Genomic DNA, 26345 nt, shown 5'->3' on the forward strand with positions numbered 1-26345 from the left:
CGGGAGCCGGATCGCGCCGCCTCCGGGGCGTGGACGACCAGCACCTCCCGCGGAGCGGGAGGTGCTGGACCGACCGTTCCTGCGCGATGGCGACATGTGTCAGGCCCCTTCGTTGCCCATGCCGTGGTACTCGGTGGGCTCGTCGTAGATCTGCGCCGGCGGGACCGCCACCTCGGCGGGCACGTCCGCCAGCTCCGGCGTCCCCTCAGTCTGCTCCGCCGGGGCCGTCTCGCCGATGATCTGGCCCGTGTCGAGGTCGATATATGCCGGATCCGACACCGGGACCATCCCGATCTCGCGCGCCTGGCGCTCGAGCTCCTGCGGGGTGCCGAGGCGCTCGTTGGTCTCCTGGAGGCCCTGGCTCTCCTCGGTCAGCCGCTGCGACTGGCCCTGGAGCCGGGTGATCTCGTAGCTCGCGTCGGACATCTGGATGTTCATGAACAGCAGCGCGGCGAGCGTCGCGGTGACGATGAGCGTGCACAGCAGCGCGAACGGCATCGAGCTGCCGCCCGTCTTCGGCGTGGAGACGACGGTGAGGCGGGGCCGGGAGGTCTGGGCGGTGCGCGCTCCGCGAGCAGGGCGGATCGCGGGCGCATGAACGGCGGACGTGCTGGCCATCTCAGTGTGCTCTCTCGGCGGAACGGGTACGGGTCAATGCTCGCAGTCGGACGGACGCGGCACGGGTATTGCCACTCCGTTCGTCCTCGTCGGCCTGGAGCGCGCCCCGGACGAGCGGGGTGAAGGTGGGCTTGTGCTCCTCGAGCTCGACCGGGAGTCCGGGCGGGGCCGAGGAACGGGTGCGGCGGGCGAAGGCCGTCTTGACGAGACGGTCCTCGCCGGAGTGGTAGGACTCCACGACGATGCGGCCGCCGACGTGGAGGCAGTCCAGCGCCGCCTCGATCGCGGAGGCGAGGATCTCGAGCTCCTCGTTGACGGCGATGCGCAGGGCCTGGAAGGTGCGCTTGGCGGGGTGGCCCCCGCTGGCCTTCGAGGCAGCGGGGATCGCCTTCTCCAGCAGCTCGACGAGCTCGCCGGAGCGGACCAGCGGCGCGGTCTCGCGCTGCTCGACGATGCGGCGGGCGATCCGGCGGGCGAAGCGCTCGTCGCCGAGGTCGTGGAGGATGCGGGCGATCTCGGCCTCGGGCAGCTCGCGCAGCAGGTCCGCGGCGGTGGGGCCGTCGGAGGTGGCGTCCATGCGCATGTCCAGCGGCGCATCGACGGAGTAGGAGAAGCCTCGCTCCGCGGTGTCGATCTGGAAGCTGGAGAGCCCCAGGTCCATCATCACGCCGTGGGCGCCGGGCAGCTCGAGCTCGGCGAGGACCTCGGGGATCTCGTCGTAGGTGGCGTGGACGAGGGTGGCGCGGTCGCCGACGCCCTCGCGGTCCAGGCGCTCCCGGGCCAGCGCGAGCGCCTGCGGGTCGCGGTCGATGCCGACCAGCCGGGCCTTCGGGGCGGCGTGCAGCACGGCGGCGGCGTGGCCGCCCATGCCGAGGGTCGCGTCGATGTGGACCGACCCGGGTTCCTGCAGCGCCGGGGCGAGCAGCTGGACCGAGGTCTCGAGCAGGACCGGAAGGTGCCTCTGCTCGGCCGGCAGGTCGCCGTGCGTGGTGTCGTCCATCTCGCCCCTCCCCTCGGGTCGTGCTCTCGTGCGATGTGCTGCGGTCTCGGTCCGGATGCCGGCCGGCGCCCCCTGGGCGCTGCCGTCCTGTCAGATTCCCCGTCGTTCCCGACCCGCCACCGGGGAAGTTGCGTCGGGGCGGGAACGACGAGAGGTCTCACAGGACGGATGTCCTCGTGGCCGGGCTCAGAACAGGCCGGGGATCACCTCCTCGGAGGTCTCGGCGAAGCCCTCCTCCTTCTGCTCGAGGTAGGTCTCCCAGGCCGGGAGCGACCAGATCTCGAGGCGGTCGAGCGCGCCGATGACGGCGCACTCCCGATCCAGCCCCGCGTAGGTGCGCAGATGGCTCGGGATGGTGATGCGGCCCTGCTTGTCCGGGATGACGTCCTCCGCACCGGACATCAGCACTCGCAGGTAGTCGCGGGTGCGTCGGTCGGTCGTGGGCGCCCGACGGGCCTCCTCGAGCTTCTGGCGGAACTCCATGAGCGGGTACACGGCGATGCAGTGCTCCTGTCCACGAGTCATGACCAGTCCCGAGGCGAGCTCGTCGCGGAACTTGGCGGGGAAGATCAGTCGGCTCTTCTCGTCGAGCTTGGGCGTGAAGGTGCCGAGGAACATCCGCAGCCTCCTTCAGTCGCCGTGACTCGCGATCAGATCTCCATCTCCTCCCAACGCGCTCCACTTTACCCCACTACCCCCCACCCATGACCACAGGAACGGGGAAATCGGGGCACGAGTGTTGGGTCACTGCAGGTCAGGAGGGTGGAGCGAGGTGGGGGAATCTCGCGTCCGGGCGTGGTGCGAGGGCGCTGCGGGGCGCCGGATCCCGGCCGACAGCACGCCCCTCCCCCGCCGCTCCACGACATCTGCCCAGGTCAGCGAGCCGAAGCCTTCGGGGCGGGCGCCCCGGGACCCCGGGTGGAGGGAGGTGGAGGACGCCGGTGGAGCGATGTGGGGAGTCGCCGGGAGCGGGGTGGGGACGGGGCCGCGGGAGCGCCGGGGAGCAGGGTGGGGATCGACCGGGCGGCCGGGCCGGGTCTCACCGCGACAGCGCGGTGGAGCGAGGTGGGGGCCGACCGGGCGGACAGCCGGGGCACCTCGCGACAGGGCTGTGGAGCGAGGTGGGGACCGTCCGCGCGGTCGACGGAGCGGCGGCGGCGCCGATCCCGGGCACGACGAAGCCCCGGCTCGAGGAGCCGGGGCTTCGGGGGATCCGGGGCGGACCGTGGGGTGCCGCAGGACGGTGCGGAGGGGCGGGGCGACCGCGGCCCGGAGCCGGACCGTCAGAGGCGCGGGTCGTCCCCCGCGCGCTTCTCCCAGCGCTCCTCCATCTTGCGCATGAAGCTGCCGCCGTCGCCGGTGCCGGGAGCCGTCGGCCCCTGACCGCCGCCGGGACCGCCTCCCGAGCTGCCGGTGCCGGAGGAGGTGCCGCTGGGGCCGGTGATGGCGTAGACCGCACCGGCCACCATGCCGATGAAGGCGATCACGCCGAGCCAGATCGCGGGAAGGGCCACGGCCAGGACGAGCAGGGCGAGGCCCAGCACGACGGCTCCGAGGCCGATCAGGATGCGGCGACCGTTGCGTCGCGGCGGCGCCTTGGGCGCGAAGGCACGTGCGAGGCGCGGATCGTCGGCGAAGAGCTGACGCTCCATCTCGTCGAGCATCTTCTGCTCGTGTTCAGACAGCGGCATGGTCCCGCTCCTTGTCCCCGTCCTCTCGCGCCCTGCGGCGCCCGGTGCACCCGCCGGAGGCCAACAGCCCCGTCGGCGGTTCATCCAGTTTAGAGCGTCTTCCTGAGTTATGGGAACCATCTGTGCGAGGCGCCTCCGCTCACCGTCCCGCCGAAGACTCCCCCGGCGCGGGCGACTCCGTCGGCGGTGCCTCGGCACGCCCCGGCTCGAGGGTGGACCCCCTGCTCAGGCTCGCGCTGCCGAAGCGGTCGCGGGCACGGTCCATCGCGGCCTCCAGATCGGTCCAGCCCGCCGGCCTCGCGCTGAGCTCCGACTGCAGGGACACCCCGGCGGCGGGCTCGAGCTGGGTCGCGCGGACCCCGGCGAGCCGCACCCTGCGCATCGTCGGGCGCTCCCTCTCCCAGAGCGCGACCACGTGCTCCCTCAGTCGTTCGCCGCTCGCGGTGGGCTGGTCGAAGGTGGAGGAGCGGGAGAGCGTCGTGCCGTCGGGGGCGCGGAGCTTGAGCACGACGGTGCGGGAGACGAAGCCCGAGCGGCGCAGCTGCCGGGAGACCTCGTCGGCCATCATCGTGATGCGCCGCCGCACCTCAGCGGGGTCGGTGAGGTCCTCGTCCCAGGTCCGCTCCGTGCCGAGCGACCGGTCCTTCGTGCGGTGGCCGAGCCCGGTGCGGTCGCTGCCGTCGGCGAGCGCGAGGATCTCGGGGGTGCGCGGGCCGAGCGCACGGGCGAGGGTGCTGGTGGGGACCTCCCGCAGCTGTCCGATGGTGCGCACGCCGAGCCGTTCGAGGGCCGCCTGGGCCTTGGGGCCGACGCCGGAGATCGCGCCGACGGGCAGGGGGGCGAGGAACTCGGCCGTCCGGTCGGCGGGGACGATCAGCATCCCGTCGGGCTTCGCCCGGGCGGAGGCGATCTTCGCGACGGCCCGGGAGACCGAGCCGCCCACCGAGCTGGGCAGCGCGAGCTCCTCACGGATGCGTCGCCGCAGCAGGTCGGCGATCTCGACGGGCTCGCCGAAGAGCCGTCGCGCACCGCGCACGTCGAGGAAGGCCTCGTCGACGCTGATCTGCTCGATGTCCGCCACCACGTCCCCGAGGATCCCCATGACCTGGGAGGAGACCTCGCGGTAGTGCGCGATCCGGGGAGGGACGATCACGAGGTCGGGGGCGAGGCGGCGGGCGCTCGCCATGGGCATCGCCGAGCGGATGCCGCGGGCGCGGGCGGGATAGCTCGCCGCGGCGACGACTCCCCGAGCGCCGGCGCCTCCGACGACGACGGGCAGGCCGCGCAGCGACGGGTCGTCGCGCACCTCGATGGAGGCGAAGAAGGCGTCCATGTCCAGGTGGAGGATCCCGGGGATCTCCTCCGGTCCGTCCGCCGTGCGGTCGGCGCTCGCGCCCATTCCCATCGCCACCTCCCTCGCCGAGGACTGTACCGGGTGGGTGCGGGGACGCTCAGCCCTGGGACAGCTCCGCGAGCGGGACGGGCAGGCCCTCGAGGAGCTTCTCGGCGACGCGGTCGAGATGGGCCGCGGTCCCCTCCAGGTGCTGGGCGAGCAGCTCGGGCTCCGGCAGCGCCGAGGCGTCCCGGTCCAGCCGGGTGCGCTCGGCGACCAGGGGGCCGAGCGTCTCCGCACGCCGGGCCTCCTCCCCTCCCAGCCGCTCCAGCGCGGTCCACACGTTCAGCGGCAGCGCCCGCCGGCGCTCGCGGTTCGCGCGGGCGACGAGCACCCCGGCGCCGCGGAGCGCGGCGCGGTGCACGAGCTCGAAGGCTTCGCGAGGGGCGACGGGGGCGAGCTCCCGTCCCTGCTGGAGCAGCTGCCGCGCGCGCTCGAGATCGGCCTGGTCCTGGTCGAGACGGGCGAGGAGCAGCCTCAGGGAGCGGGCGTCCGAGCGCAGGACCGTCTCGGGGTGCCGCCCTCCGCTGCGTGCCGTGGTGGTGCCCATCGCGCTCCTCCTCCTGCTCGGTGCTGTCGTCGGTGCCGCCCGTCGCGCGGGGTCCGGCGCCGGCCGGTATCGTCCCGACCTCGTGCCCAGCACGCTAGGCGGAGGGTGTGACGGACGACGCCCGCGACGGCCTGGATGGGGACGGGCAGGGGGTGTGGAGGAGAGGTGGGCCGCACGATCCTCCGCGGCGGCGTCTCCTAGAGTGGTGCGATGCCCCGCCGTGATCGCGCCCCGCGCGCCCCCTTCGACAGCCTCGGCCCGCTGGACACGGCGATCCCCATCTCCACCGGCACCGCGCGGCTCACGGTCGAGACCGACGGCTCGGTGCTGCTGGACGTCAACGGCGTCCCCTCCTCGCACCTGCATCCCGATCCGGAGCACCTGGTGTTCGAGTACATGCGCTGGATGCTGCAGGTGATCGACCTCCATCTCGAGGAGTCCGACGAGGAGCGCGCCGCACAGCTCGCCCATCTCGGAGGCGGCGGCTGCTCCCTCCCCCGCGCCGTCGCGTCCCGCCACCCCCGTGCACGGCAGATCGTGGTGGAGCTCGACGCGCTGCTGGCCGAGCGGGTGCGGGAGTGGTTCGACCTGCCGCGCTCGCCCCGGCTGCGGCTGCGGGTCGACGATGCGCGCACTGCACTCGCGGACTGGCGGGAGGACCGCTTCGACGTGCTGGTCAGGGACGTCTTCGCCGGCTCCGTCACTCCGCCCGAGCTGACCGGGCTCGCGGCGGTCCGCGATGCGGCGCGGGTGCTGCGCCCCGAGGGCCTCTATCTCGTCAACTGCGCCGCACCTCCCGGGACGCGGCTGCTGGCCGACGAGGTCGCGACGCTCTCGGCCGTCTTCTCGCACGTCGGCGTCATCGCCGAGCCGGCGCATCTGACCGGCAAGCGCCGCGGGAACTGCGTGCTCCTGGCCTCCCAGCGACCGCTGCCCGACGGCATCGACCGGGCGCTGCGCTCGGATGCGGTCTCGGTGCGGCTCGCCCGGCAGGACCGGGTGCTCGCCCTGGCCCGGGCCGGGACGGTGCTGGGCGGCGACTGACCCGTCGGCGCAGGCCCCGGCGCGAGGCCGCACCGCGAGGGCTGCACGCCGCGGGGGCCTGCGCGGCGCTGCGCCGTCGACCGCGCCGTCGGACGTGCGGATCATCCCCCGACGACGACGGACCGGGCAGGAGCGCGATGCTCCTGCCCGGTCCGTGGGTTCACGGGAGTTCCGTGGTCAGAGCGGGCGGACCTGCTCGGCCTGCGGGCCCTTGTCCCCCTGGCTGACCTCGAACTCCACACGCTGACCCTCGTCGAGGGCGCGGTAGCCGTCCATGTCGATCTTGCTGTGATGCACGAAGACGTCTGCGCCGCCTCCGTCGATCTCGATGAATCCGTAGCCCTTTTCGGCGTTGAACCACTTGACCGAGCCCTGTGCCATACCTGTCACCTTCTGTGTCGTCCATCATCGATCGCACGACGCGATCGCGGTGCCGCGTGAAGCCGTCCCCCGCCGGAGCGGGTGGCGCAATGGTGCGTGCCGTACTGCTGTGCCGGAGGCACCGTCGACGGACTGTCCTGCTGGAACTGCATCACCGCAACGCGACCATTCTGACACGACCGTGGCCCGCTTCACACGTCGATGGCGAACACCTGGTCACGAAGACATAACGAACTGTGATCGACGGCTCCCTCGCGTCGGCCCAGGGGGCTCAGCCGTCCCGCGTCCCGTCGCCCGGGTCCTCCTCGTGGTCCGCGAGGAAGCGCTCGAAGTGCTCCCCGATCTCCTCGGCCGTGGGCAGGTCCAGCGTGGTCGCCAGCGGGGAGCGGTCCTCCCCCTCGCTCATCGCGTCGTACTGCTCCTCGAGGGCGCTGACGATCTGGTGGACCTCGCCGTTCTGGGCGAGGGTGCCCTGCAGCGCGACGGTCGCGGCATCGGTGAGGTCGCCGAGGTGCACGAGCGGGAGGTCGAGCTCGGCGGCCTCGCTCACCCGACGCAGCAGCGCGAGAGCGCCGGCGGGGAAGTCGGTGCGGGTGAGGTAGTGCGGGATCTGGGCGGCGTAGCCCATCGCCGGATGCCCGGCCCTCCCCAGCCGGTTCTCGAGCAGGGAGCTGAAGGCGGCGGGGATCACGAGCTCGGAGGAGCCCTCCTCCCCCTCGGAGGGGCCGGTGCCCGGCGCCGGCGTGGGGCGCGTGCCGGGCCGGCCCAGCAGCGAGGGATCGTTGGAGTGCGCGAACAGGCCGATCGGCCGGGTGTGCGGGACCGCCATCGGCACGGCCTGCATGCCCACCACCCGCTCGACCTCGAAGTACTCCACGAGGTCGATGAGCGCCTCGGCGAGCCGCTTCCACTGCAGGTCCGGCTCCGGACCGTCGAGGAAGAGGAAGGGTCGGTCGCTCTCGTCGTACATCAGCCAGAGGGTGATCTCCGGGATCGCGACCTCGGAGAAGGAGGTGCCGTCGAAGGTGGCCTGGGGGCGGGAGCCGCGGTAGTCCAGCAGCTCGTCGGTCTCGAAGGAGACCAGGCGCAGGTGGCGCAGCTCGTCGCGGAGGTAGTCGGCGGCGATGCGGCAGGCGTTGCCGGCGTCGACCATGCCGGGCAGGGCGTGGACGAGGGTGAGTCCGGAACGGGGCACGGCCTCGAGGACCTCGGTCGACTCGAAGCGGTACAGATCTCGGGGATCGCGCATCGGGCTCTCCTCCCTCGCTGCCGTGGAGATGTCGGTGACCTGATGGCACACGCATCCAGGCGGGTCCACCATAATGGACCACCGTGCCTCGCCGACCCCGGGTCCGCCCGGGAGGGCGCGGCAGGTGGAGCAGCGACCGGAGGGGGCAGACCAGTGGACGGGACCGAGGAGCAGGTCGCTCGGGAGGCCGAGGAGCAGGTCGCTCGGGAGATCGCCCGGGAGCAGGAGTACGCCGATCTCCTCTACGCCCGGGTCGACGAGCTGATCACCCACGTCGAGCGGAACCTCGACCGGATCCAGGGGTCGCAGCAGGCCTCGACCCACCAGAACCGCTCCGAGCGCGACTCCTTCATGGCCCTCTACGAGGACCGCCTCGCCCTGCTGCGCTCCGTGTCCCGCAGCGTCGTCTTCGGACGCCTGGACATGGACGACGCCGCACGCCACTACATCGGCCGGATCGGCCTGTTCACCCCCGAGCGCGAACAGCTGCTGGTGGACTGGCGCGCCCCGGCCGCCGCCGCCTTCTACCGCGCGACCAGCACCGAGCGCCTCGACGTGCGCCTGCGCCGGCACCTGATCAGCCGCGGCCGCACCGTCGTCGGTCTCGAGGACGACGTGCTGGACCAGAGCGTGCTCGAGGACGGGGACCACGACGTGGTACTCCAGGGCGAGGGGGCGCTGCTCGCCGCCGTCTCCGGCACGCGCACCGGCCGGATGGGCGACATCGTCGCGACCATCCAGGCCGAGCAGGACCGGATCATCCGCTCCGAGAACCGCGGCGTGCTCGTGGTCCAGGGCGGACCGGGCACCGGCAAGACCGCCGTGGCCCTGCACCGCGCCGCCTACCTCCTGTACACCCACCGCCGACGGCTCGAGCACACGGGCGTGCTGATCATGGCGCCCACTCCCGGGTTCCTGCGCTACATCGAACGCGTCCTGCCCAGCCTCGGCGAGTCCGGCGTGGTGATGATGACGCCGGGGGAGATGTTCCCCGGGGTCGAGACGTTCTTCCACGACGCCGACGACGTGGCGCGCCTCAAGGGCGATGCCGCGATGGCGGAGCTGCTCTCCCGCGCGGTCAAGCAGCGACAGGCGGTCCCCGAGAAGGACGTGAGGCTGCGGATCGACGGCACGCCGCTCGTGCTCACCCGGGACATGCTCCGCGCCGCCCGGCGCGAGGCCCGCGCCACGCACAAGCCCCACAACGCGGCCCGCGCCGTGTTCGTCCGCGCGGCGATGGACCGCCTGGTCGAGGCGTACGAGCGCGCGCTCGTCGCGCAGGGCTCCACGATCGTGCCGGAGGACCGACCGGACCTGCTCTCCGACCTCCGCCACGACCCCGAGGTGAAGCGGCAGCTGAACCTGGCCTGGCTCCCCTACACCCCGCAGGGCTTCCTGCGGATCCTGTTCGCACGTCCCGACCGCCTGCGGGCAGCGGCGCCCCGCTCCCTCGCCGGTCGGGTCGACCTGCTGGTGCGCCCCAAGGACTCCCCCTGGACGGTCGAGGACGTGCCGCTGCTGGACGAGGTGGCAGAGCTCCTCGGCGAGGACGCCGCCCCGGCCGAGGCGAAGGCCAGGGACGACGCCGAGCGACGCCGAGCGGACGTGGAGTACGCCCGCAAGGTCATCGAGAACATCGACACCTCCGGCATCGTCCGGGCGGAGGACCTCGCCGATCAGGTCGGGCAGATCCGCGACGGCCGCACCCTCGCCGAGCGCGCCTCCTCCGAGCGCTCCTGGACCTACGGCCATGTCGTGGTCGACGAGGCGCAGGAGCACTCCCCGATGAGCTGGCGGGCGCTCATGCGCCGCGCCCCCACCAAGTCCTTCACCGTGGTGGGCGACGTCGCGCAGACCTCCTCCGCCGGCGGCACCGATTCCTGGACCGCGGCGCTGTCCCCCTACATCCAGGACCGGCTCCAGGTGGAGCACCTGACCGTCAACTACCGCACCCCGCGCCGGATCATGGACCGCGCGGTCGCGATGGCCCAGGCCCACTCGCTGCCGGTCACCGAGGTCAGCTCGGTCCGGGACGGCGAGGAGGACCCGCTGCTCGAGCAGGTCTCCCCCGCCGAGCTCACCGCGCGCAGCGCCGAGGCGGTGCGCCGCGTGCACGATCGCCTCCCGGGACGGATCGCCGTCATCGCCGCGGCCGAGCGCCTCCGCGATCTCGCCGCCGCGATCGACTCCCTCGAGTCCGTGCCCTCGGTCGGCATCGGCTCGGCCGGTGTCGACGACGAGGTCGCTGTGATGACGGCGCAGGACGCGAAGGGCCTTGAGTTCGACATCGTGGTGATCGTGGAGCCGGCGGAGCTGATCGACGCGCACGGCGCGGGCGACCTCTACGTCGCGATGTCGCGCTCCACGCAGCATCTCGGCGTGGTCCACTCCCGGGAGCTCCCGGCCGGCATGGCGGGCTGAACCCTCCGCCGACGCCCCGGGACCTCAGGGCCCCGGGACGGCGATCGGCGGCCGTGGCTTCCCCTCCACGACCGCCGATCTGGTGTGCACCTCGTCGGTGCACGAGGAATATCTTAAGCACAGTCCGACCCCCTCCTGCACCATGTCCAGGAATCTCTCCGGATCCGTGCAGACGGCGGGCGGCGCTCAGCCCGTCGCGCCGCCCCCGGAGGTCGCCCCCTGCACCTGGGAGCCCTCGGCGCGCAGCCGCGCGATCGCGGCCTCGAAGTCGTCGAGGGAGTCGAAGTCCTGGTAGACGCTCGCGAAGCGCAGGTAGGCCACGAGGTCCAGCTCCTGGAGCGGCTGCAAGATCGACAGGCCCACCTGATGGGCGTCGATCTCCGCCTGCCCGCTGAGCCGGATGGTCTCCTCCACCCGCTGGGCGAGCAGGGCGAGCTGGTCGTCGCTGACCGGACGGCCCTGGCAGGCCTTGCGGACGCCGGAGATGACCTTCGCCCGGCTGAAGGGCTCGCTCACCCCGGACCGCTTGAGGACCGACAGGGAGGCGGTCTCCGAGGTGGAGAAGCGTCGCGAGCAGCTGGGGCACTGGCGGCGGCGCCGGATCGTCGCGCCGTCGTCGGACGTGCGCGAGTCGACGACGCGCGAATCGGGGTGGCGGCAGAACGGACAGTGCATCCGCTCAGGGTACCGGCACGACCCCCGCTCAGCGCGAGGCATCCTCCGCCGCGGGGAGCTCGAGCTGCTGACCGGCGGTGATCCGGCCCGTGGGCAGATGGTTGAGGCCGCGGACCTCGTCGACGAACTCGGCCTCGTCCATCCCCTCGGGGGCGTGCTCGCCGGCGTAGTCCCAGAGGGTGTCGCCCGCCTCGACCGTGATCACGGCGGGCTGGGCGGACTCGGTGCCGGCGAGGGCGGCGGGGAGGTCGAGCGCGAGGAGGGCGATCGCGGCGACCGCGAGGCCGAGCAGGAAGGCGACGCCCGTGAGGAGGCGCCGCCCGCGGCGGGTCGGCTCGAGTCGAACACGCGGTCGAGCGACGGCCTCGCAGGCCTGCTCGTCCTGCCGCGGGAAGGGAAGGACCGTGGCGGTATGGGTACGCATCTCCGAACTCCTGTTCGATCGAATCTCTGTGCGACTGTAGCCCGCGGCGCTCGCGACACGCAAGAGGAACATCGAACACATGTTTGGCATCCGCCGCGCGCCGCCCTACGCTGGGCCACGAGGACAACGGAACCCGATGGGTCCGACAGACGACGCCAGGAGACCGCACGATGACGCCGAGCACCCCCAAGCCGACCAGGGCCCGCGGCGAGGCGCCGGCCGACGAGCGCACGGCCGGCCTGACGCGCCGCCAGCGCCTCGTGCTGGAGACGATCAACGAGGCCGTCGCCGCGCGCGGCTACCCGCCGTCGATGCGCGAGATCGGCGATGCCGTGGGCCTGACCTCCTCGTCCTCCGTCGCCCACCAGCTGCAGACCCTCGAGCGCAAGGGCTTCCTGCGCCGCGACCCCAAGCGTCCGCGCGCGATGGAGGTCGTGATGCCGGAGGCCGACGACGCCCCCGCCCCGCCCGTCGAGATCGAGCCCGGCGGCAGCTCGGTGAACGTCCCGCTGGTGGGACGGATCGCCGCCGGCATCCCGATCACCGCCGAGGAGCAGGTGGAGGATGTCTTCACCCTTCCCGAGCGCCTGGTCGGCGGCGGGGACCTCTTCCTGCTGCAGGTGGTCGGCGACTCGATGATCGACGCCGCGATCTGCGACGGGGACTGGGTGGTGGTCCGCTCGCAGAGCACCGCGGAGAAGGGCGAGATCGTCGCGGCGATGATCGACGGCGAGGCGACGGTGAAGACCTTCGTGCAGCGCGACGACCACGTGTGGCTGATGCCTCACAACCCGGCCTTCGCCCCGATCCTCGGCGACCACGCCGAGATCCTCGGCAAGGTCGTCGCGGTGCTGCGCTCCGTCTGAGCCCCCGGGCTCGCGAGCCTCAGGGGCCCGCGGCGTGCCTCAGGAATCCGCGGCGAGCCTCCGGAGCGCGCCGAGGGCGACCTCGGGGTCGGCCGTCGGCCACAGCGGCGGCATCGACTCGCGCAGGAACGAGCCGTACCGCGCGGTCGACAGCCGCGGATCGAGCACGGCGACCATCCCGCGATCCGTCTCGCGCCGGATCAGCCGCCCCGCCCCCTGGGCCAGCAGCAGCGCGGCGTGCTGGCCGGCGACGGCCATGAAGCCGTTGCCGCCGTGCTGGGCGATCCGCTCCTGCCGGGCCGACATCAGCGGGTCGTCCGGGCGGGGGAACGGGATCCGGTCGATGGTGACCAGGCGCAGCGAGCGGCCGGAGACGTCCACGCCCTGCCACAGCGTGAGAGTGCCGAACAGGCTCGCGTCCTCGTCCTCCCGGAAGGTGCGCACGAGGTTCGCCATGGAGTCCTCGCCCTGCACCGCGACGGTCAGGTCCAGCCGTGCGCGGACGTGCTCGGCGGCGATCTCCGCGCCGCGGCGCGAGGAGAACAGGCACAGCGCTCCCCCGCGCGAGGCCTCCACCAGCTCGGTGAGGTGGTCCAGCATCGCCGGGGAGGGGCCGTCGCGGCCCGGCTGCGGGAGGTGGCGGGCGGTGTAGAGGATGCCCTGGCGGCGGTAGTCGAAGGGGCTGCCCACGTCGATGCCCGCCCAGGCCCCGGAGTCCTCGGCGGCGGGGATCTCGTCCTCGGCGACCCGTCCGCGGCGGGCGAGGCCCACCTCCCCGGCGGCCGGCTCGAAGCGGCCGCCGAGGGCGAGCGTCGCGGAGGTCAGCACCGCGGTGCGGTCCTCGAGGATCGCACCGCGCATCGCCGCGGCCACGCTCAGCGGCGCGACCTGCAGCGAGGCCCGACCGGTCGCCTGCCCGCGGGAGACGGAGACGACGTCGTCCTCGCCCGGGTCGCTCAGGCGCTCGCACACGTCGATGATCTCCTGCAGGTTCGCCCGCACCGTCTTGCGCGCCCCGGCGGAGGAGTCGTCGCCGGCGTCCTTCGCGTCCGAGTGGGCGGTGCGCGCCTCGACGCGGACGTGGCCGACGGCATCGGCGAGCTGATCGGGCAGGTCTCCGAGCACGCGCCCGTCGGGGGCGAGCTCGAGCGCGGCGCGCAGCTCCTCCCCCGCATCGTCCAGCGCGGTCGCCGCGACGCCGAGGCCGCGCAGGTCCCGCACCGCGCCGCGCAGCATGCCGGGGTTGAGGACCTCGGTGACTGCGCTGGTGACCCGGGCGGTGAGGTCATGGGCCTCGTCGAAGACGACGACGTCGTGCTCGGGGATGATGCCGTGGCGGTCGAAGGAGTCGATCGCGAGCAGCGCATGGTTCGTCACGACCACGTCCACCTCGCGCGCGACCTCGCGGCTGCGCTCGGCGAAGCAGTCCTGGATCATCGGGCAGGAGGTGCCGATGCACTGGTTCCCGGTGACGGACACCTGACGCCAGGCACGGTCCGAGACGGCGTCCTCGAGCGAGTCGCGGTCCCCGGTGTCGGTCTCCTCCGCCCATTCCCGCAGGCGCTTGACCTGGGTGCCGAGCTTCTCGCCGCCGGTGCGGGAGGGGTCCGAGGACGCCTCGGAGAACAGGGCGCCGGGCTCGATGTCGACCGGGTAGCCGCCGGCGATCTTGTGCTTGCACAGATAGTTCGCGCGCCCCTTGAGCAGCGCGAAGGTGGGGGTGCGCGGCAGGTGCGGGGCGAGCGCCTCGGCGAGCCGCGGCAGGTCCTTGCGCACGATCTGGGTCTGCAGCGCGATCGTCGCCGTGGAGATGACCACAGGGCGCCCGGTGACGAGCGCGTGCCGCATCGCGGGCACCAGATAGCCCAGCGATTTGCCGGTGCCGGTGCCCGCCTGGACCAGGAGGTGCCGGCCGCCGGACATCGCCAGGTCGACCGCCTCCGCCATCGTCTGCTGGCCGGGGCGGGGCGAGCCCCCGACGGCGGAGACCGCGGCATCCATCAGGTCCGACAGCGGGACGTCGGCCGCCGCCGGGGCGACGGGATGCTCGGGTGCGGAGGTCATCGGATCAGCGTATCCGCGCGGGCACCGGGACCCGCCGAGGCGCACCCCGGTGTGCCCGATCTCCCGCCGCTCCGGGACCCCCGCGGCACCGCGGCCTCAGGACGAGGTGCGCATCTCCGCGGCGAGGGTCTCGTCCACGAGCGCGTGCACGCGGGTGCCCTCCATGAGGTGCTCCTCGGCGAGGACCTCCCCGGTGGTGTGGGCTCGCGAGACGAGGTCGCCGCGGGAGTACGGCACGACCACGTCGACCTCGACCGCGGGGCGGGGCAGGCGCTCGGCGATCAGCTCGCGCAGCTCCTCGATCCCCTCCCCCGTGCGGGCGGAGACCACGGCGCTGACCTCGACCTGGCTGCGCAGGCGCGCGATGGTCTCGGGCGCGGCGAGATCGGCCTTGTTCAGCACGACGATCTCGGGGACGTCGAAGCCCTCGATCTCGCCGAGCACGGTGCGGACCGCGGTGACCTGCCCCTCGGGGTCGGGATGGGAGGCGTCCACGACGTGCAGGAGCAGGTCCGAGTCGCCCACCTCCTCGAGCGTCGAGCGGAACGCCTCGACCAGCTGCGTGGGCAGGTGGCGCACGAAGCCGACGGTGTCGGCGAAGGTGAACTCGCGCCCGTCCGGGGTGGTGGCGCGGCGGACGGTCGGGTCCAGGGTCGCGAACAGCGCGTTCTCGACCAGCACCCCGGCGCCGGTGAGCCGGTTCAGCAGGGAGGACTTCCCGGCGTTGGTGTAGCCGGCGATCGCGACGGCCGGCACCTGGTGGCGGCGACGGTCGGCGCGCTGCGCCTCGCGTCCGGGGGCCATGAGCCGGATCTCGCGGCGCAGCTTCGCCATCCGGTCACGGATGCGACGGCGGTCCAGCTCGATCTTCGTCTCGCCCGGGCCGCGAGAGCCCATGCCGGCCCCGGCGCCGCCCACCTGGCCGCCGGCCTGACGGGACATGGACTCGCCCCAGCCGCGCAGACGCGGCAGGAGGTACTCGAGCTGGGCGAGCTCGACCTGGGCCTTGCCCTCCCTGGACTTCGCGTGCTGGGCGAAGATGTCCAGGATCAGGGCGGTGCGGTCGATGACCTTGACCTTGACGATGTCCTCGAGGGCGCGGCGCTGGCCTGGAGCGAGCTCGCCGTCGGCGATCACGGTGTCCGCCCCGGACTCGGCGACGATGTCAGCGAGCTCGGCGGCCTTGCCCTTGCCCAGGAAGGTCGCGGGGTCGGGGTGGGCACGGCGCTGGAGGATCCCGTCGAGCACCTCGGAGCCGGCGGTCTCGGCGAGCGCGGCGAGCTCGCGCAGGCTCGTCTCGGCCTCGTCGGCGTTGCCGCTGGTGTACAGGCCCGCGAGGACCACGCGCTCCAGGCGCAGCTGGCGGTACTCGACCTCGGAGACGTCCTCGAGCTCGGTGGAGAGCCCGGCGACGCGGCGCAGCGCCTGGCGGTCGGCGAGGTCGTACTGCTCGCCGTCGGCCTCCGAGGAGAAGGTGGTGGCCTGGACGGAGGCGTCGCCGCGGGAGAGGATCCGCTCGGTGAGCGGGTCGCGACGGGGGCCGACGGGTGCGGGGTCCTCCGCTGCGGGAGAGTGCTCGACGGCCCCGGTCCTTCCCGTGCTGGTCCCGTCGACGTCGAGGTCGGAATCGGGTTCGGGATGGAAGGCGATGGGCACGATCGGGGCACTCCTCTGGGTCGGGTGAAGGGGTCGTCTCAGAATCCCACGTCCCGTCGGCCGGGTCGAGGGATTTTGCGCTGGGCGGAGCCGGATCACGGTCGGATCACGCCCCCGTGCTCAGGGACGCCCAGTATCAGGGCACGAGCCGCGCCGTGCGTCGCCGTGAAGGGCCGGGGCTCCGTATCCTGCGGGGGTGGACGAGCACTACTTCACCGTGAACCCCTCCGCCCCGGACCGTCGATTCCCGCTGCCCGTGCGTCTGGCGGGGAGGGACCTGGAGCTCGTCTCCTCCTCCGCCGTGTTCAGCGGGCACGGGCTCGACAAGGCGACGGCGGTGCTGCTGGACCGGCTCGACGAGGTCGCGGAGCCCCCGGAGGGCGGGACGCTCGTGGACCTCGGCTGCGGCTGGGGGCCGATCGCCCTGACGGCGGCGCTGCTGCATCCCGGGGTCGAGGTGTGGGCGGTGGACGTCAGCGAGCGCGCCCGCGAGCTCACCGCCGAGAACGCGCGCCGCGCGGGCGTGGAGAACCTGCGGGTTCTCGCGCCGGAGGAGATCCCCGGGGATCTCGCCGTGGACACCCTGTGGTCGAACCCGCCGATCCGCATCGGGAAGCCGGCGCTGCACGAGCTCCTGCGCGAGTGGACGGCGCGTCTGCGGCCGACGGGCACCGCCGCGCTGGTGGTGGGGAAGAACCTCGGCGCCGACCCGCTCGCGCGCTGGCTCGGCGAGCTCCTGCCCGCGCGGGAGGTCGGCAAGGCGGCGAGCGCGAAGGGCTTCCGGGTGCTGGAGATCGGGCCCGAGAGCTGACGGGGCGGCGGCAGCGCACCCGCTCCGCCGTCGCGCTCCGGCGACCAGAGCTCAGCCGCTCAGACGGCCGGTCCGCCGGCGCTCAGCCGCTCAGGCGCTCAGCAGGGTCGTCCCGTCGGCGACCAGCTGGGCGGGGCCGCTGAGCGTGACCTCCCCCTCCTCGGTCCAGCCCACCTCGAGCCGCCCTCCGGGCACGTCCACCGTCCACGGCGTGCGGGATTCGTCCCCGGCGCGCAGCGCCGCGGCGACCGCGACGGCGGCGACGCCGGTGCCGCAGGAGCGGGTCTCCCCCACCCCGCGCTCGTGGACGCGCATCGCGATGTGGTGCGGACCGCGCTCGCTGACCAGCTCGATGTTCGCCCCCTCCGCGGGCTCCGGGTCCAGGGCGGGTCGGCGTGAGAGGTCGAGGCCGTCGAGGTCCACGTCCGCGGGCAGGAAGGCGACCGCGTGGGGGTTGCCCATGTCGACGTCGGTCGCGTCCAGGCGCAGCCCGGCGATCTCGACCGCGCGCGCCTCCGGGAGCGTGCGGGAAGCGCCCATGCCGACGCGCACCTGCCAGGGCGCCCCGGGGCCCGTCGGCCGCTCGAGGATCTTGACGGCGCGCACGCCGGCGCGGGTGAGGATCGCGAAGCGGTCCTCGCGCACGTGCCCGGCGCGCTGGAGGTGCGCGGCCAGGACACGGACCCCGTTGCCGCACATCTCCGCGATCGAGCCGTCGGCGTTGCGGTAGTCCATGAACCATTCGGGGGCGTCGGCAGGGGCGTCGATCCCGGCGGCGCGGGAGCGGACGGCGCGGATCACGCCGTCGCCGCCGATCCCGGCACGACGGTCGGCGAGCGCGGCGACGCGGGCGGCGTCCAGCTCGAGCCGGCCGTCGGGGTCGTCGAGGATCACGAAGTCGTTCTCGGTGCCGTGGCCCTTGGTGAAGTCGAGGGGTGCGCTCATGGCGGAAGCCTACGGCCGGGCGTCGCCGGCCGCTGTGTCCTGCGCCTCGAGGACGGCGAGCGCCCGCGTAAGGAGGGGGGCGCCGTCCGCGTGCTCGTCCGCGTCGAGCCAGTGCACCCGCGCATCGCGGCGGAACCAGGTGTCCTGCTTGCGGACCAGTCTGCGGGTGCCGGTGACGGTGTCCTGGATCGCCTGGGCGCAGTCGAGGGTGCCGTCGAGCACGGCCAGGCCCTGCTCGTAGCCGATCGCCCGGCGTGCGGTGAGGCCGCGGTCCAGTCCCTTCTCCCGCAGCGCGCGGATCTCCTCGAGCAGGCCGGCCTCGACCATGCGGTCCACGCGCACGGCGATCCGTTCGTGGAGCAGGGCGCGGTCGCGGCGCAGCCCGATCTGCACGGTGGAGGCGTCGGCGTACAGGGGGCGGGGCAGGAAGGCGGTGAAGGGTCGCCCGGTGAGGGCGCCGACCTCGAGGGCGCGCACGATCCGGCGCGCGTCGCGGGGGCCGATGATCCCGGCGGCCTCGGGGTCGCTCGCGGCGAGCTCGCGGTGCAGCACCTCCGTCCCCTCCTGCGCGATGCGCTGCTCGAGGCGCTCGCGCAGGGCGGCGTCGGTGGGCGGGAACTCGATGTCGTCGAGCACGGCGCGCACGTACAGCCCGGAGCCGCCGACCAGGATCGGGGTCCTGCCCCGGGACCGGATCGCGGCGATGGCCTCGCGCGCGTCGCGCTGATAGGCGGAGACGCTGGCCTCCTCGGTGACCTCGAGGACGTCCAGCAGGTGATGGGGCACCCCGGCGCGCTCCTCGAGGGTGACCTTCGCGGTGCCGATGTCCATGCCGCGGTACAGCTGGAGGGCGTCGGCGTTGATCACCTCGCCGTCGAGCTGCCGGGCCAGGGCGATCGCGAGGTCCGACTTCCCCGTCGCGGTCGCGCCCACCACGGCGATCAGCGGAGTGTCCGCCGAGGCGGGGGCGGGGTCCTGCGCGCTGTGCTCCACAGCCCGCACTGTAGTCGTGTGGGAGGTGTCACCGGGCTCCCCGGGGCACGGGCCCTGCCCTGTTCCCCGGTGGAGGGAGTAGGGTGATCGGCGATCCTGGCACGGACACGCCTGCCAGGCCCTACGTCCAACGCCCGAGGTGGGAAGTGACTGCACCGAACGAGTCCCCTGTCAGGACGGACTCGGCCACTGGTCTGGCCCCTGTGACCATGGCGAGGCTCGAGGAGAGCCTCACCCGCCATGGCTATGCCTTCGTCGAGGACGATGAGCACGCGGAGATCGTCCGCGCACGCTTCGACGACTACCGCTTCCAGTTCATGCTCACCGGAGAGGATCTCGGCGTGCTGCAGACCCGCGGCCGCTGGAGCCATTCGGTGGACGTCTCGCGCAAGGTCGAGATGGTCAAGCTCTGCAACGAGTGGAACATGAACCGCATCTGGCCGAAGGTCTACGTGCGCCGCGAGTCCGAGGGTCTCCTCGGCGTGTACGGCGAACTGGCCGCGGACTTCCGCGCCGGCGCCCTCGACTCCCAGATCGACAGCGCGGTCAAGTGCGGGCTCAGCACCGTGATCGCCTTCTTCCACAGTCTGGAGGAGCGCCTCGGCGCCGAGCTCGACGACCTCGACACCTGAGGTCCGCCTCCTGCGCAGCACGAGCCGGGGCCCTCGCGATCGCTCGCGAGGGCCCCGGCTCGTCCGCGTGCGCAGGCCGCGACCGACGGGCAGGTCGGGCGTCGGCCGCGGCCGACGGCGGGGCCTCCCGCCGACGGCTCAGCCGCGGCGCAGGCTCGGCATCCCGAGGGTGACCGGGCCGGCCGGCGTCGCTCCCCCGTGGCCGGTGCCGCAGGAGCCGCCCGCGTCCAGGCCCTGCACGCCCGCCTCCCAGGCGTCGCCGGAGCGGGTGCGGCGCACCGAGAAGCGCGGGTCCCCCGCGCGCAGGGGCGCGCCCGCCTCGAGGGCGCTGTCGGCGATGAGGTAGTGCGGCGCGGCATGGGTGACCGTGGCGGTGACCAGGTCGCCGGGGCGGGGCCGCTGCACCTCGGGCAGGTCCGCCGGCAGGGAGAAGTGCACCAGGCGGTGGTCACGGGCGCGGCCGGAGAGGCGGCGGGTCTCGGCGTCGCGATCCCCCTCGCCCTCGGCGACGAGGATCTCGACGCTGCGGCCCTCCTGTGCGAGGTTCTCCTCGTGGGCGATGCGGTCCTGGAGGGCGACGAGCCGCTCGAACCGCTCCTGCACGACCTCCTTGGGGACCTGGTCCTCCATGGTCGCCGCGGGGGTGCCGGGACGGATGGAGTACTGGAAGGTGAAGGCGCTGGAGAAGCGGGAGGCCTCGACCACCTCGAGGGTGCGCTGGAAGTCGTCCTCGGTCTCGCCGGGGAAGCCGACGATGATGTCGGTGGTGATCGCGGCCTCGGGGATCCGCTCCCGGACCCGGTCCAGGATGCCGAGGAACTTCTTGGAGCGGTAGGAGCGCTTCATGCGGCGCAGCACGTCGTCGGAGCCGGACTGCAGCGGCATGTGCAGCTGGGGCATGACGTTGTCCGTCTCGGCCATCGCGTCGATGACGTCGTCGGTGAACATCGCAGGGTGCGGGGAGGTGAAGCGCACGCGCTCCAGCCCTTCGACGTCGCCGCAGGCCCGCAGCAGCTTCGCGAAGGCGCCCCGGTCCCCGAACTCCACGCCGTAGGAGTTCACGTTCTGGCCCAGCAGCGTCACCTCGATCGCGCCGGAGTCGACCACGTCGCGCACCTCGGCGAGGACGTCGCCGGGGCGGCGGTCCTTCTCCTTGCCGCGCAGAGAGGGGACGATGCAGAAGGTGCACGTGTTGTTGCAGCCCACGGAGATCGACACCCACGCCGCGTAGGCGGACTCGCGCCGGGTGGGCAGCGTCGAGGGGAAGACGTCCAGGGACTCGAGGATCTCGACCTGCGCCTCGGCGTTGTGGCGGGCGCGGTCCAGTAGCACCGGCAGCGAGCCGATGTTGTGGGTGCCGAAGACGACGTCGACCCACGGGGCGCGCTCGACGATCGCGGCGCGGTCCTTCTGCGCGAGGCAGCCGCCGACGGCGATCTGCATCCCCGGGTTCGCGTCCTTGCCGGGGCGGAGCCCGCCGAGGGTGCCGTAGAGCTTGTTGTCCGCGTTCTCCCGGACCGCGCAGGTGTTGAACACGATCACGTCGACCTCGCCGCGGCGCGGATCGGCGTCCTTCGGCGCGGCGCTGTAGCCGGAGTCCTCGAGCATGCCGGTGAGGCGCTCGGAGTCGTGCACGTTCATCTGGCAGCCGAAGGTGCGCACCTGGTAGGTGCCGCGCTGCGGGGCGGGGGCGGTGAGAGACATAGTGGTCCCAGGGTACGGCGCTCGGGGCGGGCGGGCCCTCAGGTCACAGGGCGGAAACGATCACCGCGAAGTGACCGTCCCCCCTCCGGATCCACCTAAGGTGATCATGACCTGCGGGGAGGCCGACGAGACACAGCTGTCCGCCCGGTGCTCGTTCCCCGGTGACGACCTTGACGAGGAGTAGACATGCGAATGCGACGACGCAGCTTTGCCGCCCTGGGCGCTTCGATCCTGGGAGCCGGTGTGCTCGCCGCCTGCGGCGACGACGGCGGGAGCGGCGGGGGCGAGGGCGGTGCGCCCGCAGAGGGCGGCGAGGGCGACTTCGTCACCGACCTGACCTTCGGCACCGGCGGCACCGCCGGCGTGTACTACCCGCTCGGGGGCGAGTACGCGAGCATCTACCAGGACAACATCGAGGGGATCACCGTCAACTACACCGACTCCGGCGCCTCGGTGGAGAACATCGGGATGATCTTCCAGCAGGAGTGGCAGCTCGGGATCGCGCAGTCCGACACCGCGAACGCCGCGGTCACCGGCTCCGCCGACTTCGAAGGGGCGCAGGTCGACAACCTGGGCTGGATCGCCGCGCTCTACCCGGAGGCCGCGCACATGGTGACGCTGACCGAGGCCGGTTTCACGTCCGTGGCGGACCTCAAGGGCAAGCGCATCGCCGTGGGCGACGTCGGCTCCGGCACCCGTGCGGTCTCCGACGCGATCCTCGCCGCCTATGGGATCGCCGACGGCGACTACGAGCCCTTCGAGCAGGACTTCTCCAGCTCGCTGGACCTCCTGCGCGACGGCAACATCGACGCCTCGATCTTCGTGGTGGGCACCCCGACCGGCTCGCTCGGCGACCTCTCCGCCACCAACGACGTCACGCTGCTCTCGCTCGACGAGGACACGGCGCAGGAGATCGCCGACGGCTCCCTGTACGAGGTCTACACGATCGAGCCCGGCGCCTACGAGTTCGTCACCGAGCCGCTGACCACGCTGTCCGTCGCCGCGGCCCTGGTCGCGTCGACCACGCAGGTCAGCCCCGAGGTGGCCTACGAGATCACGGCGGCGACCTTCGAGTTCGCCGATCAGATCACTCTCCCGCAGAGCGAGCTGATCACACACGACTACGCCCTGTTCGGCCAGGGGGACGTCCCCTTCCACCCCGGCGCCGAGAAGTACTACCAGGAGCAGGGGCTCCTCTGAGATGAGCACTGCCGACACGCCGTCCGCTCCTCAGCCCGCGGACTCCGCGCTCGACGCACCGCTCGATGCGGAGTCCGTGAAGGAGGCCGAGGAGCAGACGGAGGATCTGCTGAGGGAGCACGACAGCGCGAGCCGCTTTCGCACCGGGCTCGGGTCCTGGGTGTGGATCGTGGGCGGTCTCTCGATCGCGCTGACGCTGTTCCACCTCTACACCGGGGTCTTCGGATCGCGCCCCTCCCTCATCCAGGGCGCGATCCATCTCGGCGGCGCGACCTCCATCATCTTCCTGCTCTACCCGATCAACAGGCGTGTGAGCCTGACCGACGGGGTGCCCTGGTACGACGCCGTCCTGGCGATCCTCTCCCTCGGCGCGAACCTGTACATCGTCGTCGAGTACCGGCACCTGACCAGCAACCTGGTGCAGATCATGGGGTTCCGGGAGGTCGACTACATCGTCGCCGCCCTGGGGATCCTGCTGGTCCTGGAGGCCACGAGGCGCTGCGTGGGGCTGCCGATCGTGATCATCGCGTCCCTCGCGATCGCGTACTCGATCTTCGTGTACGGGATGAGCTGGCAGAACTACGCGGTCGGCACGTTCTTCACAGCGCGCTCGGGCGTGTTCGGCACCCCGATCCAGGTCTCCTCGACCTTCATCTTCCTGTTCCTGCTGTTCGCGGTGGTGCTGATCCGCACGAACATCGGCGCCTTCTTCAACGACCTCGCGTTCCGCGTCGCGGGGCGCTTCACCGGCGGTCCGGCCAAGGCCGCGGTCGCCGCCAGCGGTCTGCAGGGCATGATCTCCGGATCCTCGGTCGCCAACACGGTGGCCTCGGGGTCCTTCACGATCCCGATCATGAAGAAAGCCGGGTTCAAGCCGCACGTCGCCGGGGCCACCGAGGCCACCGCGTCCACCGGAGGCCAGTTCATGCCGCCGATCATGGGCGCGGCCGCGTTCATCATGGCGGAGTACACCGGCGTGCCCTATGCGGAGATCATCGTCATCGCGATCATCCCCGCGCTGCTGTACTTCCTCGGCGTCATGCTCTCTGTCCACTTCGATGCCAAGCGCAACGGGCTCGGCGGTCTGCCCGCGTCGATGCTCCCGTCCTGGACGTCGCTTGCGAAACGAGCGGACCTGATCATTCCGCTGGTGATCATCGTGTGGATGATGCTGGACGGCTTCTCCCCGGCCCGTGCGGCGCTGTGGGGCATCGGCGCGGCCTTCGTGCTGAGTTTCCTGAGGAAGTCGACCAGGCTGGGCTTCGTCGGGATCGTGAAGATGCTGGAGGCGGGCGCTCGCACTGCACTGCCGGTGATCGCCGCCTGCGCCACGGCGGGAATCGTCGCCGGCACCGTGACCAGCACGGGGCTGGGCAGCCGCCTCGGCGGTTCGATCATCGACATCGCCCAGGGCAGCTTCCTGCTGGTGCTGCTGATGACGATGATCGTCTGCGTGATCCTGGGCATGGGTCTGCCGACGACGGCGAACTACGTGGTCACCGCGACCATCGCGGCGCCGATCCTGATCAACAACTTCGAGGTGCCGGTGATCGCGGCGCACATGTTCGTGTTCTTCTTCGGCATCCTCGCCGACATCACTCCGCCGGTGTGCCTCGCGGCCTATGCCGGTGCAGGGATCGCAGGTGCGAATCCGATGAGGACGGGGGTCACGGCGGTCAAGCTGGCGATCGCGGCGTTCCTGATCCCCTTCGTGTTCGTCCTGGAGCCGTCCCTGCTGCTCCAGGGAACGATCACCGAGCTGATCCCGGCGCTGGCCACCCTGGTCCTGGGGATGATGGTGATCGCGGCCGGGCTCGCGGGGTACTTCTTCGGGCGGACCAGCGCCCTGGAGCGGGCTCTGCTCCTCATCGGCGGCGTGCTGATGGTCTATCCGCACGTGGTCGTCTCCTTGGCGGGCCTCGTGCTCGCGGTGATCGCCGTGGTCCTGCAGCTCATCAGGCGCCGCGGATCCCGCGGTGACAGCCCCGCAGTGGCTGAGCGGGAGGACGCCTCCGACGGGGCGGCCTCGACGGGCTGAGCCGGGCTGAGCCGGGCCCACGTCCTGAGCAGGCGGGCGCCGTACGGCGCCCGCCTGCTCAGGCGGCGGGGTCCTCGGCGGCGGCGCGCAGCTCCCCCGCGATCACGTGGACGGCCAGATCACCGGGATAGCCCTTGCGGGTCAGGAGCGCATCGAGCCGGCGGGAGAGCCGGCGGCGGTGGCTGCCGTCGCGCTCCTCGCGCAGCCGTTCCCGGTCGCGGTGGTCGATGCGGGAGCGGACCAGCTCGCGGCAGCGCTGCTCCTCGTCGGTCTGCCCGTCCGAGAGGGCGGCCTCGATCAGCTCGGCGTCGACGCGCCGGGCCTCGAGCTCGCGGCGCAGCGCCTCGTCGCCGAGCGCGCGCAGGGAGCGACGCTGCTGGACCCAGTCGTGGGCGAAGGCGGCGTCGTCGATCAGGCCGGCGCGGGCGATCCGGGCCATCGCCTCATGGGCGACGTCCGCGGGCACCTCCCGCTCGGCGAGGCGGCCGCGCATCTCGCCCTCGGAGCGGCGCCGCGTGGACAGCAGACGCATCAGGTAGCGGCACTCGTGCACGACCGCCTTCTCGCGGGCGCGCTGCTCCTCGCTCTCCTCGGGACGGGGCCGCTCGAGGATCTCGCGGGTGCGCGCGGCGAGCTGCTCGGTCACCTGCTGCGCAGGGTGCGGGCGCCGGGCGGGGGCCTCCCCCTCCGGGGAGCTCGAGCCCCGGGAGCGAGGCACGGACCGGGCAGCGTGCGGGGCCGCGCCCGCGGACCGTGCGGGGACGCCGGCGGCGCCGACGACCTGCTGGTCGCCGGCGCCGCCGGGGTGATGCCGAGGAGTCATCGCTCAGATGGTGGCGGGGACGTCCTCGTCGAGGAACTCGTCCTCGCCCAGCACGTCCTCGGCCCCGATCTCCGTCTCGGGCGCCGCCTGCTCCGCGGCGTACTTCCCGACCCCGAGGGTGCGCAGGATCTTCTCCTCGATCTCCGCCGCGAGATCGGGGTTGTCCTTGAGGAACTGGCGCGAGTTCTCCTTGCCCTGCCCCAGCTGGTCGCCCTCGTAGGTGAACCAGGCACCGGACTTGCGCACCACTCCGTGCTCCACGCCGAGGTCGATCAGGCCGCCTTCGCGGGAGATGCCCTCGCCGTAGAGGATGTCGAACTCGGCCTGCTTGAAGGGCGGGGCCATCTTGTTCTTGACGACCTTGACGCGGGTGCGGTTGCCGACGGCGTCGGAGCCGGACTTCAGGGTCTCGATGCGGCGGATGTCCATGCGGACCGAGGCGTAGAACTTCAGCGCCTTGCCGCCGGTGGTGGTCTCGGGGCTGCCGAAGAAGACGCCGATCTTCTCGCGCAGCTGGTTGATGAAGATCGCGGTGGTGCCCGAGGAGGACAGCGCGCCGGTGAGCTTGCGCAGCGCCTGCGACATGAGACGGGCCTGGAGGCCGACGTGGGAGTCGCCCATCTCGCCCTCGATCTCGGCCTTGGGCACGAGCGCGGCGACGGAGTCGACCACGACGATGTCCAGCGCGCCGGAGCGGATCAGCATGTCGGTGATCTCGAGAGCCTGCTCGCCGGTGTCCGGCTGGGAGACCAGCAGGGCGTCGGTGTCCACGCCGAGCTTCTTGGCGTACTCGGGGTCCAGCGCGTGCTCGGCGTCGATGAACGCGGCGATGCCGCCGTTGCGCTGCGCGTTGGCGACCGCGTGGAGGGCGACGGTGGTCTTGCCCGAGGACTCCGGACCGTAGATCTCGACGATGCGGCCGCGGGGCAGGCCGCCGACGCCGAGGGCGGCGTCCAGCGCGACCGAGCCGGTGGGGATGACCTCGACGGGCGGGCGGGTGTCGTCGCCGAGCCGCATGATCGATCCCTTGCCGAACTGGCGGTCGATCTGGGCGAGGGCGTTGTCGAGGGAGGAGCCGCGATCCTTCGCGGTGGACTTGGGGGCGGACTTCGATGCAGCCATGGGGTGTTCCTTCCTGAGGGCCGGGTGAGCCGACGTGGTGACCTT

The 26345-nt window shown here is 72.6% G+C and carries 24 protein-coding genes; 7 read left to right on the top strand and 17 right to left on the bottom strand.

The window, feature by feature from the left end; translation table 11 throughout:
• Positions 1 to 99: 99 nt before the first annotated feature.
• The 6 genes from ftsL to DS079_RS01535 all read right to left on the bottom strand — a co-directional run bounded on the left by ftsL (position 100) and on the right by DS079_RS01535 (position 5252).
• A complete protein-coding gene (gene ftsL, locus DS079_RS01510; RefSeq protein ID WP_126984535.1) occupies positions 100 to 618 on the bottom strand; it encodes a cell division protein FtsL in 519 nt (172 codons plus the stop codon).
• Position 619: 1 nt separating this feature from the next.
• Positions 620 to 1618 (bottom strand): 16S rRNA (cytosine(1402)-N(4))-methyltransferase RsmH, encoded by a 999-nt coding sequence (gene rsmH / locus DS079_RS01515; RefSeq protein ID WP_126984536.1) that lies wholly within the window; start codon positions 1616 to 1618, stop codon positions 620 to 622.
• A 186-nt stretch (positions 1619 to 1804) separates the two neighbouring features.
• Positions 1805 to 2236, bottom strand: coding sequence for a division/cell wall cluster transcriptional repressor MraZ (mraZ, locus tag DS079_RS01520; protein ID WP_010551419.1), 432 nt, complete (start codon positions 2234 to 2236; stop codon positions 1805 to 1807).
• Positions 2237 to 2901: 665 nt separating this feature from the next.
• Complete coding sequence (locus DS079_RS01525) at positions 2902 to 3309, bottom strand: DUF3040 domain-containing protein (RefSeq protein WP_010551418.1); 408 nt, start codon at positions 3307 to 3309, stop codon at positions 2902 to 2904.
• 139 nt (positions 3310 to 3448) lie between these two features.
• Positions 3449 to 4714, bottom strand: coding sequence for a DNA polymerase IV (dinB, locus tag DS079_RS01530; RefSeq protein ID WP_126984537.1), 1266 nt, complete (start codon positions 4712 to 4714; stop codon positions 3449 to 3451).
• Positions 4715 to 4760: 46 nt separating this feature from the next.
• On the bottom strand, positions 4761 to 5252 hold the full coding sequence (locus DS079_RS01535; RefSeq protein WP_126984538.1) for an SAV_6107 family HEPN domain-containing protein: 492 nt from the start codon (positions 5250 to 5252) through the stop codon (positions 4761 to 4763).
• 210 nt (positions 5253 to 5462) lie between these two features.
• On the opposite strand from DS079_RS01535, the gene DS079_RS01540 reads away from it, so the two are divergent.
• Positions 5463 to 6296: a spermidine synthase gene (locus tag DS079_RS01540; RefSeq protein WP_126984539.1), complete on the top strand. Its 834-nt coding sequence runs from the start codon at positions 5463 to 5465 to the stop codon at positions 6294 to 6296.
• Between the two features lie 177 nt (positions 6297 to 6473).
• Here DS079_RS01540 and DS079_RS01545 read toward each other — a convergent pair whose 3' ends face one another.
• Together DS079_RS01545 and DS079_RS01550 are read right to left on the bottom strand one after the other, a co-directional pair.
• A complete protein-coding gene (locus DS079_RS01545) occupies positions 6474 to 6677 on the bottom strand; it encodes a cold-shock protein (protein ID WP_010551414.1) in 204 nt (67 codons plus the stop codon).
• Positions 6678 to 6948: 271 nt separating this feature from the next.
• Positions 6949 to 7926: a proteasome assembly chaperone family protein gene (locus DS079_RS01550; protein WP_126984540.1), complete on the bottom strand. Its 978-nt coding sequence runs from the start codon at positions 7924 to 7926 to the stop codon at positions 6949 to 6951.
• A 153-nt stretch (positions 7927 to 8079) separates the two neighbouring features.
• Between DS079_RS01550 and DS079_RS01555 the strand changes: the two genes are divergently transcribed.
• Complete coding sequence (locus tag DS079_RS01555) at positions 8080 to 10347, top strand: HelD family protein (protein ID WP_126984541.1); 2268 nt, start codon at positions 8080 to 8082, stop codon at positions 10345 to 10347.
• 186 nt (positions 10348 to 10533) lie between these two features.
• On the opposite strand, the gene nrdR is transcribed toward DS079_RS01555, so the two are convergent.
• Both nrdR and DS079_RS01565 read right to left on the bottom strand, forming a co-directional pair.
• Positions 10534 to 11022, bottom strand: coding sequence for a transcriptional regulator NrdR (nrdR, locus tag DS079_RS01560; RefSeq protein ID WP_070501245.1), 489 nt, complete (start codon positions 11020 to 11022; stop codon positions 10534 to 10536).
• Between the two features lie 28 nt (positions 11023 to 11050).
• Positions 11051 to 11446 (bottom strand): LysM peptidoglycan-binding domain-containing protein, encoded by a 396-nt coding sequence (locus DS079_RS01565; protein ID WP_126984542.1) that lies wholly within the window; start codon positions 11444 to 11446, stop codon positions 11051 to 11053.
• A gap of 170 nt (positions 11447 to 11616) precedes the next feature.
• Here DS079_RS01565 and lexA point away from each other — a divergent pair, with 170 nt between their 5' ends.
• Complete coding sequence (lexA, locus tag DS079_RS01570) at positions 11617 to 12312, top strand: transcriptional repressor LexA (protein ID WP_126984543.1); 696 nt, start codon at positions 11617 to 11619, stop codon at positions 12310 to 12312.
• Between the two features lie 39 nt (positions 12313 to 12351).
• Here the strand turns inward: lexA and DS079_RS01575 are convergent, their stop codons facing one another.
• Complete coding sequence (locus tag DS079_RS01575) at positions 12352 to 14376, bottom strand: ATP-dependent DNA helicase (protein ID WP_126984544.1); 2025 nt, start codon at positions 14374 to 14376, stop codon at positions 12352 to 12354.
• 96 nt (positions 14377 to 14472) lie between these two features.
• Positions 14473 to 16032 (bottom strand): GTPase HflX, encoded by a 1560-nt coding sequence (hflX, locus tag DS079_RS01580; RefSeq protein WP_010551407.1) that lies wholly within the window; start codon positions 16030 to 16032, stop codon positions 14473 to 14475.
• Positions 16033 to 16228: 196 nt separating this feature from the next.
• Between hflX and DS079_RS01585 the strand changes: the two genes are divergently transcribed.
• Complete coding sequence (locus tag DS079_RS01585) at positions 16229 to 16843, top strand: class I SAM-dependent methyltransferase (protein ID WP_126984545.1); 615 nt, start codon at positions 16229 to 16231, stop codon at positions 16841 to 16843.
• 90 nt (positions 16844 to 16933) lie between these two features.
• On the opposite strand, the gene dapF is transcribed toward DS079_RS01585, so the two are convergent.
• On the bottom strand, positions 16934 to 17788 hold the full coding sequence (gene dapF, locus DS079_RS01590) for a diaminopimelate epimerase (protein WP_126984546.1): 855 nt from the start codon (positions 17786 to 17788) through the stop codon (positions 16934 to 16936).
• A gap of 9 nt (positions 17789 to 17797) precedes the next feature.
• A complete protein-coding gene (gene miaA / locus DS079_RS01595; RefSeq protein WP_126984547.1) occupies positions 17798 to 18781 on the bottom strand; it encodes a tRNA (adenosine(37)-N6)-dimethylallyltransferase MiaA in 984 nt (327 codons plus the stop codon).
• Positions 18782 to 18990: 209 nt separating this feature from the next.
• Between miaA and DS079_RS01600 the strand changes: the two genes are divergently transcribed.
• Positions 18991 to 19413, top strand: coding sequence for a YbjN domain-containing protein (locus DS079_RS01600; protein WP_126984548.1), 423 nt, complete (start codon positions 18991 to 18993; stop codon positions 19411 to 19413).
• Positions 19414 to 19551: 138 nt separating this feature from the next.
• Here DS079_RS01600 and miaB read toward each other — a convergent pair whose 3' ends face one another.
• The gene (gene miaB / locus DS079_RS01605; RefSeq protein ID WP_126984549.1) at positions 19552 to 21117 is read right to left on the bottom strand and encodes a tRNA (N6-isopentenyl adenosine(37)-C2)-methylthiotransferase MiaB; all 1566 of its coding nucleotides are present in this window, start codon (positions 21115 to 21117) and stop codon (positions 19552 to 19554) included.
• Positions 21118 to 21303: 186 nt separating this feature from the next.
• Between miaB and DS079_RS01610 the strand changes: the two genes are divergently transcribed.
• Together DS079_RS01610 and DS079_RS01615 are read left to right on the top strand one after the other, a co-directional pair.
• Positions 21304 to 22317 (top strand): TAXI family TRAP transporter solute-binding subunit, encoded by a 1014-nt coding sequence (locus tag DS079_RS01610; protein ID WP_126984550.1) that lies wholly within the window; start codon positions 21304 to 21306, stop codon positions 22315 to 22317.
• A 1-nt stretch (position 22318) separates the two neighbouring features.
• Positions 22319 to 24355, top strand: coding sequence for a TRAP transporter permease (locus DS079_RS01615; protein ID WP_126984551.1), 2037 nt, complete (start codon positions 22319 to 22321; stop codon positions 24353 to 24355).
• A gap of 58 nt (positions 24356 to 24413) precedes the next feature.
• Here DS079_RS01615 and DS079_RS01620 read toward each other — a convergent pair whose 3' ends face one another.
• Complete coding sequence (locus DS079_RS01620) at positions 24414 to 25178, bottom strand: regulatory protein RecX (RefSeq protein WP_164736064.1); 765 nt, start codon at positions 25176 to 25178, stop codon at positions 24414 to 24416.
• Positions 25179 to 25181: 3 nt separating this feature from the next.
• Positions 25182 to 26300: a recombinase RecA gene (recA, locus tag DS079_RS01625; protein ID WP_126984552.1), complete on the bottom strand. Its 1119-nt coding sequence runs from the start codon at positions 26298 to 26300 to the stop codon at positions 25182 to 25184.
• Positions 26301 to 26345 lie beyond the last annotated feature (45 nt).

This window comes from Brachybacterium paraconglomeratum (assembly GCF_003994255.1).
Lineage (GTDB): Bacteria > Actinomycetota > Actinomycetes > Actinomycetales > Dermabacteraceae > Brachybacterium > Brachybacterium conglomeratum.

Excerpts from the sequence above, each read along its gene's own strand:
- ftsL (WP_126984535.1), bottom strand. The coding sequence starts at position 618 with ATGGCCAGCACGTCCGCCGTTCATGCGCCCGCGATCCGCCCTGCTCGC.
- rsmH (WP_126984536.1), bottom strand. The coding sequence starts at position 1,618 with ATGGACGACACCACGCACGGCGACCTGCCGGCCGAGCAGAGGCACCTT.
- mraZ (WP_010551419.1), bottom strand. The coding sequence starts at position 2,236 with ATGTTCCTCGGCACCTTCACGCCCAAGCTCGACGAGAAGAGCCGACTG.
- DS079_RS01525 (WP_010551418.1), bottom strand. The coding sequence starts at position 3,309 with ATGCCGCTGTCTGAACACGAGCAGAAGATGCTCGACGAGATGGAGCGT.
- dinB (WP_126984537.1), bottom strand. The coding sequence starts at position 4,714 with ATGGGAATGGGCGCGAGCGCCGACCGCACGGCGGACGGACCGGAGGAG.
- DS079_RS01535 (WP_126984538.1), bottom strand. The coding sequence starts at position 5,252 with ATGGGCACCACCACGGCACGCAGCGGAGGGCGGCACCCCGAGACGGTC.
- DS079_RS01540 (WP_126984539.1), top strand. The coding sequence starts at position 5,463 with ATGCCCCGCCGTGATCGCGCCCCGCGCGCCCCCTTCGACAGCCTCGGC.
- DS079_RS01545 (WP_010551414.1), bottom strand. The coding sequence starts at position 6,677 with ATGGCACAGGGCTCGGTCAAGTGGTTCAACGCCGAAAAGGGCTACGGA.
- DS079_RS01550 (WP_126984540.1), bottom strand. The coding sequence starts at position 7,926 with ATGCGCGATCCCCGAGATCTGTACCGCTTCGAGTCGACCGAGGTCCTC.
- nrdR (WP_070501245.1), bottom strand. The coding sequence starts at position 11,022 with ATGCACTGTCCGTTCTGCCGCCACCCCGATTCGCGCGTCGTCGACTCG.
- DS079_RS01565 (WP_126984542.1), bottom strand. The coding sequence starts at position 11,446 with ATGCGTACCCATACCGCCACGGTCCTTCCCTTCCCGCGGCAGGACGAG.
- lexA (WP_126984543.1), top strand. The coding sequence starts at position 11,617 with ATGACGCCGAGCACCCCCAAGCCGACCAGGGCCCGCGGCGAGGCGCCG.
- DS079_RS01575 (WP_126984544.1), bottom strand. The coding sequence starts at position 14,376 with ATGACCTCCGCACCCGAGCATCCCGTCGCCCCGGCGGCGGCCGACGTC.
- dapF (WP_126984546.1), bottom strand. The coding sequence starts at position 17,788 with ATGAGCGCACCCCTCGACTTCACCAAGGGCCACGGCACCGAGAACGAC.
- DS079_RS01600 (WP_126984548.1), top strand. The coding sequence starts at position 18,991 with ATGGCGAGGCTCGAGGAGAGCCTCACCCGCCATGGCTATGCCTTCGTC.
- miaB (WP_126984549.1), bottom strand. The coding sequence starts at position 21,117 with ATGTCTCTCACCGCCCCCGCCCCGCAGCGCGGCACCTACCAGGTGCGC.
- DS079_RS01610 (WP_126984550.1), top strand. The coding sequence starts at position 21,304 with ATGCGAATGCGACGACGCAGCTTTGCCGCCCTGGGCGCTTCGATCCTG.
- DS079_RS01615 (WP_126984551.1), top strand. The coding sequence starts at position 22,319 with ATGAGCACTGCCGACACGCCGTCCGCTCCTCAGCCCGCGGACTCCGCG.
- DS079_RS01620 (WP_164736064.1), bottom strand. The coding sequence starts at position 25,178 with ATGACTCCTCGGCATCACCCCGGCGGCGCCGGCGACCAGCAGGTCGTC.
- recA (WP_126984552.1), bottom strand. The coding sequence starts at position 26,300 with ATGGCTGCATCGAAGTCCGCCCCCAAGTCCACCGCGAAGGATCGCGGC.